This window comes from Variovorax sp. HJSM1_2 (assembly GCF_049316285.1).
GTDB lineage: Bacteria > Pseudomonadota > Gammaproteobacteria > Burkholderiales > Burkholderiaceae_C > Rhodoferax_B.
Map to the genome: position 1 here is coordinate 38,689 of NZ_JBMOXA010000008.1, position 16,399 is coordinate 55,087.

General features: G+C 61.2%; 13 protein-coding genes. 7 read left to right on the forward strand and 6 right to left on the reverse strand.

What is annotated here, in order from left to right; genetic code table 11:
* Positions 1-26: 26 nt before the first annotated feature.
* Genes ispE through ACFQ95_RS10765 form a run of 3 tightly spaced genes read right to left on the reverse strand, consistent with a single transcriptional unit; the run spans position 27 to position 3,117 of the window.
* Entirely contained in the window at positions 27-881 is an 855-nt protein-coding gene (gene ispE / locus ACFQ95_RS10755) for a 4-(cytidine 5'-diphospho)-2-C-methyl-D-erythritol kinase (RefSeq protein WP_422830858.1), read from the reverse strand.
* The gene (locus ACFQ95_RS10760) at positions 878-1,339 is read right to left on the reverse strand and encodes a lipoprotein insertase outer membrane protein LolB (RefSeq protein WP_422830859.1); all 462 of its coding nucleotides are present in this window, start codon (positions 1,337-1,339) and stop codon (positions 878-880) included. The genes ispE and ACFQ95_RS10760 overlap by 4 nt, the downstream gene beginning before the upstream one ends.
* A 41-nt stretch (positions 1,340-1,380) precedes the next feature.
* Positions 1,381-3,117: a tetratricopeptide repeat protein gene (locus tag ACFQ95_RS10765; RefSeq protein ID WP_422830860.1), complete on the reverse strand. Its 1,737-nt coding sequence runs from the start codon at positions 3,115-3,117 to the stop codon at positions 1,381-1,383.
* 39 nt (positions 3,118-3,156) lie between these two features.
* Between ACFQ95_RS10765 and mutM the strand changes: the two genes are divergently transcribed.
* The 3 genes from mutM to mutY all read left to right on the forward strand — a co-directional run bounded on the left by mutM (position 3,157) and on the right by mutY (position 7,130).
* Positions 3,157-3,972 carry a bifunctional DNA-formamidopyrimidine glycosylase/DNA-(apurinic or apyrimidinic site) lyase gene (gene mutM / locus ACFQ95_RS10770; RefSeq protein WP_422830861.1) on the forward strand — a complete coding sequence of 272 codons (816 nt, stop codon included), beginning with the start codon at positions 3,157-3,159 and terminating at the stop codon, positions 3,970-3,972.
* 72 nt (positions 3,973-4,044) lie between these two features.
* The gene (locus ACFQ95_RS10775) at positions 4,045-6,048 is read left to right on the forward strand and encodes a dynamin family protein (protein WP_422830862.1); all 2,004 of its coding nucleotides are present in this window, start codon (positions 4,045-4,047) and stop codon (positions 6,046-6,048) included.
* Positions 6,045-7,130 carry an A/G-specific adenine glycosylase gene (mutY, locus tag ACFQ95_RS10780; protein WP_422830863.1) on the forward strand — a complete coding sequence of 362 codons (1,086 nt, stop codon included), beginning with the start codon at positions 6,045-6,047 and terminating at the stop codon, positions 7,128-7,130. Before ACFQ95_RS10775 ends, mutY begins: the two co-directional genes overlap by 4 nt.
* Positions 7,131-7,207: 77 nt before the next feature.
* Here mutY and rapZ read toward each other — a convergent pair whose 3' ends face one another.
* The 3 genes from rapZ to ACFQ95_RS10795 are packed head-to-tail and all read right to left on the reverse strand — an operon-like array spanning position 7,208 to position 10,704.
* Positions 7,208-8,122: an RNase adapter RapZ gene (gene rapZ, locus ACFQ95_RS10785; protein ID WP_422830864.1), complete on the reverse strand. Its 915-nt coding sequence runs from the start codon at positions 8,120-8,122 to the stop codon at positions 7,208-7,210.
* A gap of 39 nt (positions 8,123-8,161) precedes the next feature.
* A complete protein-coding gene (recN, locus tag ACFQ95_RS10790; RefSeq protein ID WP_422830865.1) occupies positions 8,162-9,805 on the reverse strand; it encodes a DNA repair protein RecN in 1,644 nt (547 codons plus the stop codon).
* Positions 9,806-9,807: 2 nt separating this feature from the next.
* Positions 9,808-10,704, reverse strand: a complete 897-nt coding sequence (locus tag ACFQ95_RS10795; protein ID WP_422830866.1) for an NAD kinase — start codon at positions 10,702-10,704, stop codon at positions 9,808-9,810.
* 147 nt (positions 10,705-10,851) lie between these two features.
* Between ACFQ95_RS10795 and hrcA the strand changes: the two genes are divergently transcribed.
* The 4 genes from hrcA to ACFQ95_RS10815 all read left to right on the forward strand — a co-directional run bounded on the left by hrcA (position 10,852) and on the right by ACFQ95_RS10815 (position 16,227).
* On the forward strand, positions 10,852-11,856 hold the full coding sequence (gene hrcA, locus ACFQ95_RS10800; protein ID WP_422830867.1) for a heat-inducible transcriptional repressor HrcA: 1,005 nt from the start codon (positions 10,852-10,854) through the stop codon (positions 11,854-11,856).
* Between the two features lie 357 nt (positions 11,857-12,213).
* Complete coding sequence (locus tag ACFQ95_RS10805) at positions 12,214-14,364, forward strand: TonB-dependent receptor (RefSeq protein ID WP_422830868.1); 2,151 nt, start codon at positions 12,214-12,216, stop codon at positions 14,362-14,364.
* A 28-nt stretch (positions 14,365-14,392) separates the two neighbouring features.
* Positions 14,393-15,076 carry a Fe2+-dependent dioxygenase gene (locus tag ACFQ95_RS10810; RefSeq protein ID WP_422830869.1) on the forward strand — a complete coding sequence of 228 codons (684 nt, stop codon included), beginning with the start codon at positions 14,393-14,395 and terminating at the stop codon, positions 15,074-15,076.
* Positions 15,073-16,227 (forward strand): alpha-hydroxy acid oxidase, encoded by a 1,155-nt coding sequence (locus ACFQ95_RS10815; RefSeq protein ID WP_422830870.1) that lies wholly within the window; start codon positions 15,073-15,075, stop codon positions 16,225-16,227. The genes ACFQ95_RS10810 and ACFQ95_RS10815 overlap by 4 nt, the downstream gene beginning before the upstream one ends.
* Positions 16,228-16,399: the final 172 nt, after the last annotated feature.

Consider the following 16,399-nt stretch of genomic DNA (forward strand, 5'->3'; position numbering starts at 1 on the left):
GTTGCCCGCTTTGAACGGACGACCGATTAACTCTCGCTGGAGGCCCAACCCACTAATGGGTGCACCTCCATGTTGCTGCACTGACGAACTAGCCACAGTGGATCTGCATCAGATGCATCCATTGTGCTTGGCATGTTTGCAAGATGCGCGTAAACCGCGCTACCTGAACCAGTCATTCTGCCGTTTAACCCTTTGTCATTGAGCCAACCTATGGCTCTTGTAACAGCAGGACAAAGTGTCTCGGCAACTGGCTGCAAATCATTCTTACCAAATTCGTAAGGCCTAGCAGCAAAGCCTGCGAGTATAGCACTATCAGAATCACGTTTCAAACTAGATGCTGAAAAAATTGCTTTTGTCTCTAGACCTTCTGGTGGTTTGACCACCAAGAAGTCGGCTGCTGGCAACTCAACGGGCGTTATTGTCTCACCAATTCCCTCGACCCAAGCATGCCCCCCCGATAAAAAAAATGGAACGTCGGCGCCAAGCCGCAGTGCCAGGGTTTGCAGCGTCGAAATCGGCAAGCGCAAATCCCATAAGCGGTTGAGTGCCAACAGGCAACTGGCCGCGTCCGAAGAGCCACCGCCCATGCCGGCTTGCGCGGGAATGCTTTTTTCAATGGCGATCTCTGCGCCTAGCGGTGTGCCGGTCAATTCCTTGAGCGCGCGTGCGGCGCGCAGGATCAAATCGTCTGCGGGCAGTGGTGTGGTGAGGTCGGTTCGGCTGAGCTGGCCGTCGCGGCGCAACTCGAAGTGCAGGGTGTCGCACCAGTCGATGAGCATGAAGACCGATTGCAGCAGGTGGTAACCGTCAGCGCGGCGACCGGTGATGTGCAGAAACAAATTCAATTTGGCCGGAGCCGGAACGTCGTACAAAGCCTTCATGGGTCCAAAACAATGCGCAGGTCGGCCTGCGGTGTGGGTGTGCTGCGGCGCGCGGACAGGCGGCCGTCTGATAAACGTGAAAGATCGGCTTTCCAGCCCGGCACGGCGGTGTCTTGGCCGTTCAGCCAGTCGAACAAGGCGGTCACCGGGATCACGCTGCCGGTTGCTTGCAGGATGAGTGCATCCATCGATTCAAAAGTCCGCGTTTCGCCGTTCGCCGTGAGGCGGGCCAAGCCGTTTTGCCAGTCGAGTACGGCCAGTGTGCCGCCAAAGGGGGTGAACAGTTTCAACTCTCCGGCCCCGGCGTCGCCCTTGAGTTCAAATGCCGCCGTGAAGGATTGCGCCGTGGCGTCTTCCACCTGCAACGACATGCGGCCGCTCCAGAAGGCGGCCGGGCGCGGCTGCTGAGGCTGGCTGGTAGCACAACCGGCCAGCGTGGCGGCTAGCGCCAAGGCCATGCCCAACACTCGGCGCCGGTGCAGCGCACGCCGCATTCCTGTCAAAGTTTCACCTGTAGCCGTTTCAGCGTTTCCAGCAGGCTCTCGTTTTCGGGGTTCAGCAGGAAGCCTTCTCTCCAGATGGCGGTAGCGCGTTCGGTCTGGCCCATGCTCCAGAGCACTTCGCCCAGGTGCGCGGCGATTTCGGCATCGGGTTTGGCCTTGTAGGCCTCGTCGAGAATGCGCAGGGCTTCGGCCTTGTTGCCCATGCGGAACTCGACCCAGGCCAGGCTGTCGGAAATGAAGGGGTCGTTGGGCGCGTACCCAAGCGCTTTCTGGATCAGCTGTTTGGCTTCAGGCAGGCGCACATTGCGATCGGCCAACGAATAACCTAATGCGTTGTAGGCGTGGTGAAAGTCAGGCTTGATGAGCATCACCTCGCGCAGGATGCGCTCCATGTCTGCGAGTTTGTCCATCTTCTCGGCGATCATGGCCTGGTCGTACATCAGGTCGGTGTCACGCGGAGTCTGCACCAGCGCCTTGGCCAACAAGTCGTAGGCCGCCTGGTATTGCTTGTTGTCGCGCAACAGCTGCACCTCAGCCGACAGCTTGGTACGCACATCCGCCGGTGTGCGTTCGGGTAGCGACTGGATCAACTTGCGGCCCTGTTCCAATTGCCCTTGCTTGGCCATCAGTGAGGCGCGTCGAATTTGTGCGCCGTACAAGGCCTGGGCGTCATCAATCCGTGCCAGCCACTTTTCTGCAGCGGCGTAGTCTTTGCGTTTTTCAGCCACTTCCGCCAGGGACAGATAACTTTGCACCAGGGCGCGCGAGCGTTCCTCACTTGGCGGCAGGGCTTGCAACAGCGTCAAAGCCCGCTGGAAAGCGACTTCTGCATCTGCGGCTTGATTGGCTTGCAATTGCAGAGCGCCCAGCATCAGCCAGCCTTCCGTGAAGTCCGGGCTTTCCTTGGTCAACCGTTGCAGCTGCTGGGTGGCCTCGGCGTAACGCTGGGCTTCCACCAGGCTTCGGGCGTAACTCACGCGAAATTCGGGGCTTGGTTTGCCTGCGGCATATTTCTGCACAATGCTCTCGGCCAATGGCGCGTCGGGGCCCATCATCTGCAGCGCCAAAAAGGCCGGAGCAGAGGATGTCGGGTCTATTTCCTGCCCCTTGCGCGCGGCCTCCAGTGCGCCAAAGTTGTCTTGTGCCAACAGGCGCATGCGACCCACCGTACTCCAGGCCACCGCGCCTTCGGCGGGTTTGTCGAGATAGGGCTTGAGTGCTTCTTCCACGGTGCTGGCGGCCAGCTTTTTGTCGGAGACCCGCGCAAAGGTGCGCGGAATCGCCGCCATGGACAGCGGGCGCTCGACGTTGCTGACCAAGGCCAGATCGGTGCGCAGCGGCTCCAGGGTCTCGCCCACGCGGTTGATGGCGATCAGGATTTGCAGGACGTAGCGGTTGGCCTCGCGCGACGTTGGTTGGCTTTCTTTCCAGGCGCGTGCCGCTTGCAGCGCGGCATCGCCCGAGCGGGCTTTGAGCGCAATTTCCACGGCGCGCTGGTATAGCCGGCTGTCGTCCGATTTACGGGCCGAGTCCAGAATCAGCGCGAAGGCCGTGCCCGGGTCGCCCGAGTTGAGGTTGATTTCCCCCAGCAGTAATTCGTAGAACAGCTCCGCGGTGAGGGCCGAGCTTTCGGGCGCGGCGTCTGGCGGGGTTGGCGCAGCGTGTGTGGCCAAACTTGCCGCCAGCGCGATGGTCGCCAGGGCCTGAGATTTGAATCGGTGAAGTCGCTTCATCGACCCATAATAATCTAAGGCCCATAACCGCTGCTTGCCATGCCCGAACTACCTGAAGTTGAAGTCACCCGCCTGAGTTTTGCCGACCGCATTGCGGGGGCAGAGATCACCGAAGCCCATCTGGGCAAGCCGCTGCGTTGGCCGCTGGGCTGTGATCCGGCTGATCTGGTGGGGCGCAGGGTGCTGGAGGTGCGCCGACGTGGCAAATACCTGCTGCTGATGCTCGACCGCGGTGTGTTGCTGATCCATCTGGGCATGTCTGGCCGATTGCATTTTGCGGCGCGCCAGGATGCCCCGGGTGGGCATGATCATTTTGATCTGGTCACGACACGCGGCACGCTGCGCTTGCACGACCCGCGCCGGTTTGGCGCGGTGGTGTATGTCGAGAGCTTGACCTCGATTCAGGCCGAAAAATTGCTCGGCCGCCTGGGTGTTGAGCCCTTGGGTGACGATTTCGACCTGGCTGCTTTTCACACCGGCCTGAGGCAGCGGCGCACAGCGATCAAGCAGGTCTTGCTGCAGGGGCAGCTGGTGGTGGGGGTGGGCAATATCTATGCTTCCGAAGCCTTGTTTCTGGCGGGCATACGGCCGACCACGATTGCGGCCACCATCAGCAAGCCGCGTGCGGCCAAGCTCCATGCCGCTGTGCGGGATGTGTTGGGCCGGGCGGTGTTGCGTGGTGGCAGCACTTTGCGCGACTTTGCCAATGCCCATGGGGAAACCGGCTACTTTCAGTTGGAGGCCATGGTCTACGACCGCAAAGGCTTGCCATGCCGGCAATGCGGCACACCCATTGTGGCGTTGCGGCAGGGGCAGCGCTCCACTTTCTACTGCCCCAACTGCCAGCTACGGTGATAGGCCTATGCCCAATGCTTTGCGGCGATGCTATATTTTCAGTAATGGCACTCCACGCACTGTATTTTCTCCGTGACTACTTCATTTAACGAGCAGTTCGGCCAGTACGGCGCGTGGCGACGAGAGTTTGCCCTGCGTCTGAAGCTGCTGTCCGCCTGGATGAAAGAGCACGACCTGCTGGACGCGGGCGTGCTGCAACGCCTGGACCGGCTTACCGAGCAGATGCGCAGCGACAAGGTGCTGGTGGCATTTGTCGCCGAGTTTTCGCGTGGCAAGTCCGAACTGATCAACGCCATCTTTTTTGCCAGCTACGGACGCCGCATCATGCCCGCTGGTGCCGGGCGTACCACCATGTGCCCGACCGAGCTGGGTTATGACCCGGCCGTGCCAGCCTGTTTGCGCCTGCTGCCGGTAGGTTCGCGACGCGATCCACGGGCTTTGTCCGAGTGGCGCCAAACGCCCGAACATTGGACCCAGGTGGCGCTGGATGTGCATGACCCGGCCCAGTTGGCCACCGCCTTGGCCATGGTGGCCGAGGTTGATCACGTGACCCGGGAAGAGGCGCGCACGCTGGGTTTCTGGCACGATGAACTGCCGGACGACAACCCGCTGGTGGACGCTGCCGGCCTGGTGCAGGTGCCGCGTTGGCGCCACGCGCTGGTGAACATCGCACATCCGCTGCTGCAACAGGGTTTGGTGATTCTGGACACCCCCGGCCTGAACGCCGTGGGCGCCGAGCCCGAGCTCACCGTCAACCTGATCCACCAGGCGCATGCCGTGGTGTTTATTCTGGCGGCCGATACCGGGGTGACGAAGTCTGATCTGGCGGTGTGGCGTGAACACCTCAGCGGTGAGCCAGCCGACTCCGAGGCCCGCCTGGTGGTGTTGAACAAGATCGACACCCTGTGGGACGCGATGAGCCAACCCGAGGCGATCGCCGCGCAGATTGCGCAGCAGCGTGCTTCGTCTGCTGCGATGCTGGGGGTGCTTCCACAGCGTGTGATGGCGGTGTCGGCACAAAAGGGTTTGCTTGCCAAGGTCAGCGCGGACAACGGTCTGCTGCGCGCCAGCGGCTTGCCGGTGTTGGAGACCGTGCTGGCCGAAGACATCGTCGGTCAACGTCAAGCCATTCTGCGCGCCGTGGTGGCGCGTGGCATCGCCGATTTGCGCACCGAAACCAGCCGCATCATCCACATGCGCCGGCGTGAGCTGGCCGAGCAGAAGCTGGATTTGCAGGGCTTGGGTGGCAAGAATACGGCGGTGATCAAGAACATGCGCCAGCGCATAGAGCAGGAAAAACACGAGTTCGACGTGGGCGCTGCCAAAGTGCCGGCCGTGCGTGCCGTGCAACATAAGCTGCTGGGCGATGCCTTTGTGCTGCTGGGCAGCCGCGCCTTGAAAAGCGAAATGCACGCACTGGGCGCGGCACTGCGCAAACCCGGCTTGAAGCTTGGCGTGAAACGTGTGTATGCCGACACGTTTGCGCAACTGCGTGCCAGCCTGGACCGCGCGCGCACACACAGCCAGGAAATCCAAAGCATGCTGGCCGCCACGTTCACGCAGCTCAATGCCGAATATGGCTTTTCGCTGCAAGCCCCGGCCGAGCCCGACCTGCAGCGCTTCTACGGCGAGCTGACGCAAATCGAAGGCAGCCACGTGCGTTATCTGGGCTTGAGCCATACGCTGAAACTGGGACAAACTGAGTTTGTGGACCGGCTGGTGCGTGCGCTCAACACCCGGGTGCAAGGGGTCTATGAGTCGGCGTTTGCGGAAATCGAGATCTGGAGTAAATCGGCCTCGGCTCAGCTGGAGGCCCAACTGAAGGAACGCCGCACCACCTTTGGCCGCCGGCTCGAAGCCATAGACCGCATCCAGCAAGCCGCCGGCGGGCTGGACAATCGGGTCTCGGAAATCGAAAACCAGGAGGCCGTTCTGGGACAGCTGGAGACCCGGCTACAGTTGCTGACCTCTTATTTTTTGTCGACCAGCGACCAGGACAACAGCCTCAGCGCTGAACAAATTGATGCCGCCGCGCAAAACACCGGCTGGCAGGACACAGATATCCAATCTCAATGACCGTTTTAGAAGAATCGACCACGGCGTGTGACGTCGGGGTCAGGGACGTTGCCGCGCGCGTCGTGCGCTGGCAGGAAACCCATGGCCGCCATGGCTTGCCGTGGCAGAACACGCGTGACCCGTACCGCGTGTGGCTGTCCGAAATCATGTTGCAGCAGACCCAGGTGAGTGCGGTGCTGGAGTACTTTCCGCGATTCCTGGCGCGTTTTCCGGATGTGGCCACGCTCGCCGCGGCCCCGCAGGACGACGTGTTGGCGCTGTGGGCTGGCCTGGGGTATTACAGCCGTGCGCGCAATCTGTTGAAGTGTGCTCAGAAGGTGATGGCGGAGCACGGCGGCAGGTTTCCGCCCACGGCCGAAGGTCTGCAAACCCTGCCCGGCATAGGCCGCTCCACCGCAGCGGCCATTGCCGCGTTTTGTTATGGCGAACGCGCCGCGATTCTGGACGGCAACGTCAAACGTGTGCTCACACGGGTATTGGCCTATGAGCACGATTTGTCCGTGCCCGCACACGAGCGCGAGCTGTGGAATCAAGCCACCCAGTTGCTGCCGCACGATGACCTGCCGCGCAGCATGCCGCGTTACACCCAGGGCCTGATGGATCTGGGGGCTACCGTCTGCCTGGCGCGCAACCCGTCGTGCCTGTTGTGCCCGCTGCGCGAGATTTGCGCTGGCCATCGTGCCGGCAACGCGCTGCGTTATCCGGTCAAAACCCGCAAGCTCAAACGCAGTTCAGAGTCATGGTGGCTGCTGTGGGCCACCGATGCTGAGGGCCGTGTATGGCTGGAGCGCCGCCCGGACAGCGGCGTCTGGGCGGGGCTGTTTTGCATGCCGGTGTTCACGGATAGGCTGGCGCTGCTGGCGCGTTTGCCCTTGGTGGCTGCGGAGCATTCGCCGGAAGCCGCGCTTGAAGAATTGCCAGCGGTTTTGCATGTGCTGACGCACAAAGACCTGCATTTGCATCCGGTGTGTGTGCGCTGGACACACCCCTCAGCGCCCGGTCTTGAGGGTGAGTGGGTGGAGCCTGCGCGCTTGGCTGCGGTCGGCTTGCCAGCACCGATACGCAAGTTCATGCAAACCTAGTTTGCTATCAGGTTTGCAGCTGGCGTCGCTTTGGCAGACAGCTTGGCAGCCGTTTTTCTTTTAAACCTGAAGCCGCTTCAGAGGATCGTGCTGCCGAACTTGGTGACCGAGGTCAAGCCTTGCAGGGCGCTGCGGCCGTCGAGTTCGCGGTGGCGTTTGAGCGTGGTCCAGCGGCGACCGAAGTGTGTGGCCAATGCTTCGACCAGATAAACCGAACGGTGTTGCCCGCCGGTGCAGCCAATACCCACCGTCACGTAACTGCGGTGGTCACGTGCCAGCAGATCGAGCCAGTGTGAGAGAAACTTTTCAATATGGCTGAACATCTGCGCCACGTCGCGACTTTGGCGCAGAAACTCGGCCACCGGCTCGTCGCGCCCGGTCAGGTCGCGCAGGTCGGCTTCGTAGTGCGGATTGGGCAACATACGCACGTCAAACACGTAGTCGGCATCCAGCGGAATGCCGCGTTTGAAGGCAAACGATTCAAACACCAGCGTGAGCTGGTTGCCGGGTGCGGCCACCAGTGATTTGATGTACCCCTGCAACTGCGATGAACGAATGGCGCTGGTGTCGATGACGTGTGCGCGTTCACGCAGCTCAGACAGCAATTCGCGCTCCAGTTCAATGGCTTCAAACAAGGCGCGCTGCTGGTTCAGCATGTCGGCCTGAGACAGCGGGTGGCGGCGGCGGGTTTCGGAATAGCGGCGCACCAGCGTGTCGGTGGCCGCGTCGAGAAACAGCGACTTGATCCGCACACCATGCTGGCGCAGTGTGGCCAGATACTGCGGCACCACCGGCAGCGACTTGGCGCTGCGCACGTCCATGGCAATCGCCACCTTGCCCGCCCCTCGGGTTTGCTCAAGTTTGACGAATTCCAGCAGCAACTCGGGCGGCAGGTTGTCAACGCAGTAAAAACCAGCGTCTTCCAATGCGTGCAGCGCCACCGACTTGCCGGAGCCTGACATACCCGTGATGAGAACGATTTCTGGTTGCATGGGCCTAGGGTACTACAGCAGATGAAAGCATTTTGGGTTTTACAACAATCCCAACATTTCTTTGGCGTGGGCCAGCGTGGTGTTCGACAAATGCTCTCCGCCCAGCATGCGGGCGATCTCGGCCACGCGGCCTTCACCCACCACCGCGGCCACCTGGCTTTCGGTTTGGGCGCCTGCGCGTTGCTTGGAAACGAGTAAATGATGGTCGGCGCAAGCGGCGACCTGGGGCAGGTGGGTCACCGCCAGTACCTGGCGATCACGGCCCAGTTGCTTCATCAGCCGGCCCACGGTTTCGGCCACGGCACCGCCAACGCCGGAGTCCACCTCGTCAAAGATCAGCGTCTGTGCGGTGCCCAGCTCGCTGGTGGTGACGGCAATGGCCAGGGCGATACGCGACAACTCGCCACCCGAGGCCACTTTGCCAACGGCGCGCGGGGTGCTGCCGGCGTGCCCGGCCACCAGAAACAGTACTTCTTCCTGGCCGCTGGCGCTGGGCTCGATCTTGTTCAGTTCCACCTCGAACCGGCCGCCTTGCATGCCCAGGCCTTGCATGGCTTGGGTGATGGCCTTGGCCAGTCGCGGCGCGCCTTGGGTTCTCAGTTTGCTCAATACCTTGGCTTCCGCGAGGTAAGCGTTCTGCGCCTTCTTTTCCGCCGCTTCGAGTGCTCCGAGGTTGGTCGCGGCATCCAGCCTTGCCAACTCTTGCTTCCAGCTTGCCAGCAGCGCGGGTAACTCCTGTGGCGTGCGTTTGTAGCGGCGCGCCAGCGAGATCCAGCGCGACAGGCGATCGTCGAGCTCGGCCAAGCGATCGGGGTCTAGCTCGGTGCGGCGCAGGCTGGTGTGCAGGGAATGCGCCGCGTCTTCGGCCTGCGCCAGGCTGGAGGCCAGGACCTCGGCCAGTTCGGCGTACTCGGGGGCGATGTGGGCCTGGGTCTGCAGCGCCTGTTGCGCGCGCGTCAACCCACTCAGTGCGCCGCTGTCGTCGTTTTCCAGCGCGTCTATGGCGGCTTGCACGGCATCGATCAGGTTTTGTGCGTTGGCCAGCCGGGCGTGCTGGGTGTTGAGCTCATCCCATTCGTCTGCCCCTGGCGCGAGTTTGTCGACTTCGCCAATCTGCCAGTTCAGCCGCTCTTGTTCTTGTTGCAGCGAGTCTTGCGCGGCGCGGGCATCGGCCAGTGTTTTGACGGCTGTGCGCCAGGCCGCCCAAACGGTTTCCAGCGCGCGGGTGTTGGCGCCGGCATAGGCGTCGAGCAGGCCACGCACGGTGTCCGGGCGGGTCAGGCTTTGCCATGCGTGCTGGCCGTGGATGTCGAGCAACTGGTCGCCCAGTGCGCGCAACTGCGCGGCGGTGGCCGGGCTGCCGTTGACCCAGGAGCGGCTTTTTCCCTGGGCGTCGATGGTGCGGCGCAGCAGCAGCGAGTCGGAGTTGTCGAAACCGGCGTCGCTGAGCCAGGTGTTGATGTTATCGGTGTTGTCGAACTCCACGCTGATGTCGGCCCGGCTGGCGCCTTCGCGCACCACGCCGGCGTCGGCGCGGCTGCCCAGGGCCAATTGCAGTGCGTCGATCAGAATGGATTTGCCCGCGCCGGTTTCACCGGTGAGCACACTGAAGCCGGCCGACAGGTCCAGCTCCAGTTCGCGCACGATCACAAAGTCGCGCAGGGTGATGCGTTTCAGCGGCATGCTCAGGAGCCTCTCTCGTTCCAATGCAGTTTTTTACGTAGCGTGTCGAAGTAGCTCCAGCCGCGCGGATGCAGAAAACGCACGCGGTGCTGCGAGCGGCGCACCGAAATGCGGTCGCCCAACTGCAGTGAAGCCAGTGACTGCATGTCAAAGTTGGCGCTGGCGTCGCGCCCGGCCACCAGTTCAATCACGATCTCGCCCGCATCGGCCAGCACGAACGGCCGGTTCGACAAGGTGTGCGGCGCAATCGGCACCAATACCCAGCCCGGGATGGACGGGTGCATCAGCGGGCCGCCAGCCGACAAGGCGTAGGCAGTGGAGCCGGTGGGGGTGGAGATGATCAAGCCGTCGGCGCGCTGGTTGGAAACCGGCAGGCCGTCGACCTCAATGCGCAGTTCCACCATGCCGGATGTGGCGCCACGGTTCACCACCACGTCGTTCAGCGCGCGCGCGTCGAAGACACACGCGCCTTGGCGCATCACCCGCGCGTGCATCATGCTGCGGTGGTCTTCTTCATATGCGCCTTGCAGCATAGACTCCAGCGCGGTCTGGTAACTTTCGATCGGGATGTCGGTGATGAAGCCCAGCCGCCCCTGGTTGATGCCAATCAGCGGCACGCCGTATTGGGCCAGCAGCCGCCCTATGCCCAGCATGGTGCCGTCGCCACCGACCACCAGGCCGAGGTCGCATTCGTTGCCAATGGTGGCGATGTCCATCGCAGGGTAACCCGCCAGGCCGGTGTTTTGTATGGTTTCGCGTTCCACCACCACGGTGCAGCCCTGGTCGGTGAGAAAGCCTGCAATTTCTTCCAGCGCCTTGCGCGAAGCGGCGGTGCCCATGCCCGATCCCGGGGCGTGGTATTTGCCAAACAGCGCAACGTGACGGAATTTAGAGTTCATTTTGAAATTACATCATTAATTTGTGGCCTTGGCGTGAGCGTGCGTCGACAAGATGCAGGCCGCGGGGCCATGCGGCATGACCTTGCGTAAAGCTGAATCTTCGAGATACGGTGTCGTACAAGGGCCACAAAATCGTAGAATGATTCGATGCTGGATGATCGTGCGAAGTTGTTGCTCAAAGCGCTGGTGGAACGCTATATCGCGGACGGTCAGCCTATTGGGTCGCGCACCTTGTCCCGGGCTTCGGGTCTGGAGCTGTCGCCGGCCACCATTCGCAACGTCATGTCCGATCTGGAGGAACTGGGGCTGATTGCCAGCCCGCATACTTCGGCCGGGCGCATTCCCACCTCCAAAGGTTATAGGCTGTTTGTCGACACCATGCTGACGACGCAGCGTGAAACCCTGCAGCCGCCGCAACTGGTGGCCGAGCAGCCGCAGAAGGTGATTGCCAACGCGGCCAACCTGCTGTCGAATCTTTCGCAGTTTGTTGGTGTGGTGATGGCGCCGCGCCGCACATCGGTCTTTAGGCACATCGAGTTTTTGCGTCTGTCCGAGCGGCGCCTGCTGGTGATCATCGTCTCGCCCGATGGCGACGTGCAAAACCGCGTGTTGTTCACCGAAACCGATTTCACCCAGTCGCAACTCATTGAAGCTTCCAATTACCTGAACGCGGAGTACGCCGGCTTGGCGATGGAGCAGGTGCGCGAGCGAATCAAGAGCGAGGTCGAAGGCCTGCGCTCGGAAATCGCCGCCTTGATGCAAGCGGCTGTGCACGTGAGCTCGGAAGCCTTGACCGAAGGTGATGGAGAAGTTGTCATTTCGGGTGAGCGCAATTTGTTGTCGGTGAGCGATTTCGCCAGCGACATGGGGCAGTTGCGCCGTGCATTTGATCTGTTTGAGCAAAAAACCCAGTTGATGCGTTTGCTGGACAGTTCCAGCCAAGCTCCGGGTGTGCGCATCTACATTGGCGGCGAGAGCCAAGTGGTGCCGATTGAAGAACTCTCCATCGTGAGTGCGCCTTACGCCGTGGACGGGCATGTGGTGGGCACGCTGGGTGTGATAGGCCCGACACGTATGGCTTACGACCGCATGATCCAAATTGTCGATATCACTTCCAAGCTGGTCAGCAACGCGCTGAGCCATAGCAAATAAGCCTAGGCCCCGCCATGGGGCGAACCGGGCTAAAACAGCCTTTACGCACCGATATTTCTGCTCAGGTGGGCGGCAAGAGTATGTCGTGCCCATGAATTTTGTTGCATAAATACAAATCTGCGTATCCGAATGATATTGATTCGCAGTAGCGAATTTACAATTCCGGTCGAATTTTCGTGTGGGGGAAGAGGTGCGCGCATTGCTCGGGGCTCCAACTCATTTCTGCTTTTTCAACCTTGGGTTGGATTCATTTCGGAGGCCAGATTGGCTCATAACAACATGCGCATTAGTCGCAAAAAATCGAATTTCAAGGCTGCACGCCCATCCGCGGGCGCAGCGCAAACGACAACTTCCGGCATGACCACGGCTGACATTGGCAAGCTGCCAATGGGCGCCCTGATGCTGGCTGCATCTGTCAGCGGTTGGGCGCAATCTGCCGACGCGACCAAGAGCCTGAGCACGGTGACGGTGACGGAAAAGGCCGAGCAGCAGCAAGGCAAGGATGCACTGCAAACCAAGAAAACCACCATCGGCAAGGGCACGCAAGACATTCGCGACATCCCCCAGTCGATCAACGTGGTGACCGAGCGCCTGCTCGACGAAAAACGCATCGACAACCTGAATGACGCGCTGCGCTTGACCGCCGGTGTGACCTTCTCGGCCGCTGAAAACGGCACGATGCAAGACATCTTCATCCGTGGCTTCTCGGTGGCTCAGGTGGGCGACTTGCTGATCGACGGCATGAAGGATCCTTCGCTGTACGAACGCGAAACCTTCAACCTGGACCGCATCGAAGTGATGCGCGGCTCGGCCTCCATGATCTTCGGTCGTGGCTCCACGGGTGGCGTGGTGAACCAGGTGAACAAGAAGCCGCTTGCCGTGAACCAGAACGATGTGGACTTCACCATCGGAACCGACGGCTTTCGCCGCTCCACGGGTGACTTCAATATCGTCACTGGCGAAGATGCTGCCTTGCGCTTGAATGTGATGGCAACCGGCACCAATGGCCGTGGCATGGAGGGGGATAAATACGGTATTGCCCCCGCCTATACCTGGGGCATGGGCACGCGCAACGAATTCACGGTGGGCTACTACTACCTTGACTACGACAATACGCCTAAAAATGGCCTGCCATACACCACCATTGGCTCGTCACTCATAGACCCGCGTGACTTCTACGGCACTGCTTCCGATTTCTCCATTGGTACGGCCAACTACGGCTACCTGCAGCACACGCATCGCTTCGACGATGGCGGCGAATTGCGCAGCCAGTTGCGTACCGGTAACTTCAAGCGCCGTACCTGGAACACACAAACCCGGTTTGCCGGCACCCCTGCGACCTGGACCAATGCCACCGTCATTACACGTAGCGGCCTCACACCACGCAAAGACGAATACGACGGCACCTACCTGCAAAGCGATTACAGCAATAACTTCAATGCCTGGGGCATGAAGCACGCCGTGCTGACGGGTATTGATTTCGCCTACGAAAAAGCCGATCGCTACACACAAAGTGTGGCGGGTGGCAATAAGGGCACGACCACCATCGGAACGCCAAACGACGGCTTTGCGCCCGCCGTGCCGGTGTTTGGTGCCAACCCATCGAGTGGTTACAAGTCCAAGTCTTATGGCATTTACGCCCAAGACCTCGCGCAGGTGGCCGAGCACTGGAAGGTGCTGGGTGGTTTGCGTTGGGACTCCATCGATGGTGACTTCCGCTCCCCGAACACGCCAAATGCGCCGAGTTCCAATATGTCGGCCTCCGAGCCCAGCTATCGCTTCGGTGTGTTGTTCCAGCCGTCGGAGACCGTTTCTTACCACTTCTCCTACGGTACGTCGTTCAACACTTCAGCCGACACCTACCAGTCGGTGACACAGCCAACAGCGAACACGCCGCCTGAAGAGAGCCGCAATCTGGAGTTGGGTGCCAAGCTCGACTGGTTGGAAGGCAAGCTCTCGACCCGCTTTGCGTTGTTCCGCACGACGAAGATCAATGAACGCACAACCGACCTGGACTTCTCCGGACAGGCTTACCTGTTGTCTGGCAAGCGTCACAGCTCCGGTCTGGAAGTGGAAGTGGTGGGTCGCCCCTCGCCCAAGTGGGAAACCTATGTCTCCTACGCCTACATCTGGGACACCAACATTGATGCGGCTGGCAGCTCGACTGCAGCACAAGCCACAGTGGGCCAGCCCTTTGGTCTGGTGCCTCGACACAGTGGCAGTGCCTGGTTGACCTACCAAGCCCTGCCTAAGCTGCGCCTGGGCGCCGGTATGACCTTCTCCTCGGAAAACTATTCGATCAATGGTTCCACCGCCACGCGCGGTGCAAAGGCGCCTGGTTACGCCGTGTTTGACGCCATGGCCGAGTACCGTTTCACCGAAGACACCTACCTGCAGCTCAACGTGAAGAACATCGACAACAAGCTGTACGCAGCCGAGTTGTACCGTGGTTTCTACGTGGCAGGTGCTGGCCGTTCGGTGCAAGCCACCATCGGCACGCGTTTCTGATCCCGGCTGACGAAGGCATACTTGGGGGATGTTGCATCTTCCCGGAATCCTGCGCGCTGACGAGTTGAAACAAGCCCGCGAGGTGATGGCCAAGGCCCCATGGGCTGATGGCTCCCTCACCTCGGGTGCGCAGGCTGCTTTTGCTAAAAACAACCAGCAACTGCTGGAGTCAAGCGATGAGGTTCGCCTGCTCCAGCGGCTGGTGCTGACGGGACTGGAACGCAGTCCCGTTTTCTTTTCTGCGGCGTTGCCGAAAAACATTTCGCCGCCGATGTTCAACCGCTACAGCGGGGCGGCGAACAGTTTTGGCAACCATGTAGACAGCGCGATCCGATTTTTGCCAGGCGGGGCTGGACGGGTGCGTACAGACTTGTCGTGTACCTTGTTTTTGTCTGAACCTGACGAATACGAGGGTGGCGAGCTGGTCATGCAGTCCTTGTCGGGTCAGCAGGAGGTGAAGCTGGCCGCTGGTGACCTGGTGCTGTATCCCGGCACCAGCGTGCACCGCGTCAACCCGGTCACGCGTGGTGCACGGCTGGCTTCGTTCTTCTGGATTCAGAGCATGGTGCGCAGCGGCGAGCAGCGCGAACTGCTCTACAACATGGATAACTATTTGCGCCATCTGCGCAGCACCGTCGGTGAGCAGGACGTGGGTGTGATTGGCCTCACGGGCACGTACCACAACCTGCTGCGCCAGTGGGTGGACACATGAGGCCGCCGCCACCCAAGCTGATGCCCGTGCCGCCCGAAGTGGTCACGCTAGGGGACTACGAGCGCGCCGCCCAACAGCGCCTGGACGACCGCATCTGGGCCTACTTGCAGGGCGGGGCGGGCGACGAAATCACCTTGAGCGCCAATCTTGCGGCCTGGCAAGCGTTGTCCTTGTGGCCCCGTGTATTGCGCAATCTGGCGGGTGGGCACACCCGCAGCACGCTGCTGGGGCGTGAAATGGCGCACCCGATTCTTCTGGCACCGGTGGCCTTCCAGCAGTTGGCGCATGCCGATGGAGAGCTGGCCACCGTGCATGCCGCCGCCGCCCAGGGCGCTGGCATGGTGGTGAGCACCCAGGCCAGCATGCCCCTGGAGGTGCTGGCCGATGCGGTGCGCGCCGATCCCTTTCGCGGCCCGTTGTGGTTTCAGCTTTACCTGCAATACGACCGCGACTTCAATCTTGACCTGGTGCGGCGTGCGCAGTTGGCGGGCTACGAGGCATTGGTTGTGACAGTGGATGCGCCCAGTAGCGGTGTGCGTGACCGTGAGCGGCGCAGTGGTTTCAAAATGCCGCCCCACGTACACGCCGCCAACCTGGCCGGTTTGCCACCGCGCGCGCCACTATCTCTGGCCATGGGACAGAGCCCGGTGTTCGACGGCTTGTTGACGCATGCACCCAACTGGGCCGACATTGAGTGGTTGGTGGCGGCCTCGCCGCTGCCGGTGCTTCTAAAAGGGATCATGCATCCTGAAGATGCACAACAGGCGCTGCGCTCTGGCGCGGCGGGCGTGGTGGTGTCCAACCACGGTGGGCGCACGCTGGACACGGTGGTGAGCACGGCGGCGGTGCTGCCGGGTATTGCCCGGGCGGTGGCCGGCCAGGTGCCAGTGCTGGTGGATGGCGGGGTGCGCCGCGGGACCGATGTGCTCAAGGCGCTGGCGCTGGGGGCCGATGCCGTATTGGTGGGGCGCCCCGTGGTGCACGCCTTGGCCACGGCGGGTGCCCAAGGTGTGGCCCATGTGATCCGATTGCTGCGTGACGAACTGGAGATCGCCATGGCGTTGACGGGTTGCGCCACATTGGCAGATATCACCCCCGAAGTTCTTTTTAACCCGCCCGCAGGGCTGGAAGCGCATAAAGGCGTGCAATAATGTTTGGCTGTGGGCCGTTAGCTCAGTTGGTTAGAGCAGAGGACTTAAGGGCATTTTCCTAAAGGTGTCACCCATGGTGATGCATATGGAAAAGCCAGATGGGTTGCACAAGGTAAGTTCACTCTGCCTTGATGTAGAACTTCTCAAATTCGGTGAACGCTAAAGCGCGCAA

Bases quoted from the DNA above. Each gene is read 5' to 3' on its own strand.
- mutY (WP_422830863.1), top strand. From the start codon at position 6,045: ATGACCGTTTTAGAAGAATCGACCACGGCGTGTGACGTCGGGGTCAGG.
- mutM (WP_422830861.1), top strand. From the start codon at position 3,157: ATGCCCGAACTACCTGAAGTTGAAGTCACCCGCCTGAGTTTTGCCGAC.
- ACFQ95_RS10760 (WP_422830859.1), bottom strand. From the start codon at position 1,339: ATGGCCTTGGCGCTAGCCGCCACGCTGGCCGGTTGTGCTACCAGCCAG.
- ACFQ95_RS10805 (WP_422830868.1), top strand. From the start codon at position 12,214: ATGACCACGGCTGACATTGGCAAGCTGCCAATGGGCGCCCTGATGCTG.
- rapZ (WP_422830864.1), bottom strand. From the start codon at position 8,122: ATGCAACCAGAAATCGTTCTCATCACGGGTATGTCAGGCTCCGGCAAG.
- hrcA (WP_422830867.1), top strand. From the start codon at position 10,852: ATGCTGGATGATCGTGCGAAGTTGTTGCTCAAAGCGCTGGTGGAACGC.
- ACFQ95_RS10795 (WP_422830866.1), bottom strand. From the start codon at position 10,704: ATGAACTCTAAATTCCGTCACGTTGCGCTGTTTGGCAAATACCACGCC.
- ACFQ95_RS10810 (WP_422830869.1), top strand. From the start codon at position 14,393: ATGTTGCATCTTCCCGGAATCCTGCGCGCTGACGAGTTGAAACAAGCC.
- ACFQ95_RS10815 (WP_422830870.1), top strand. From the start codon at position 15,073: ATGAGGCCGCCGCCACCCAAGCTGATGCCCGTGCCGCCCGAAGTGGTC.
- ACFQ95_RS10765 (WP_422830860.1), bottom strand. From the start codon at position 3,117: ATGAAGCGACTTCACCGATTCAAATCTCAGGCCCTGGCGACCATCGCG.
- recN (WP_422830865.1), bottom strand. From the start codon at position 9,805: ATGCCGCTGAAACGCATCACCCTGCGCGACTTTGTGATCGTGCGCGAA.
- ispE (WP_422830858.1), bottom strand. From the start codon at position 881: ATGAAGGCTTTGTACGACGTTCCGGCTCCGGCCAAATTGAATTTGTTT.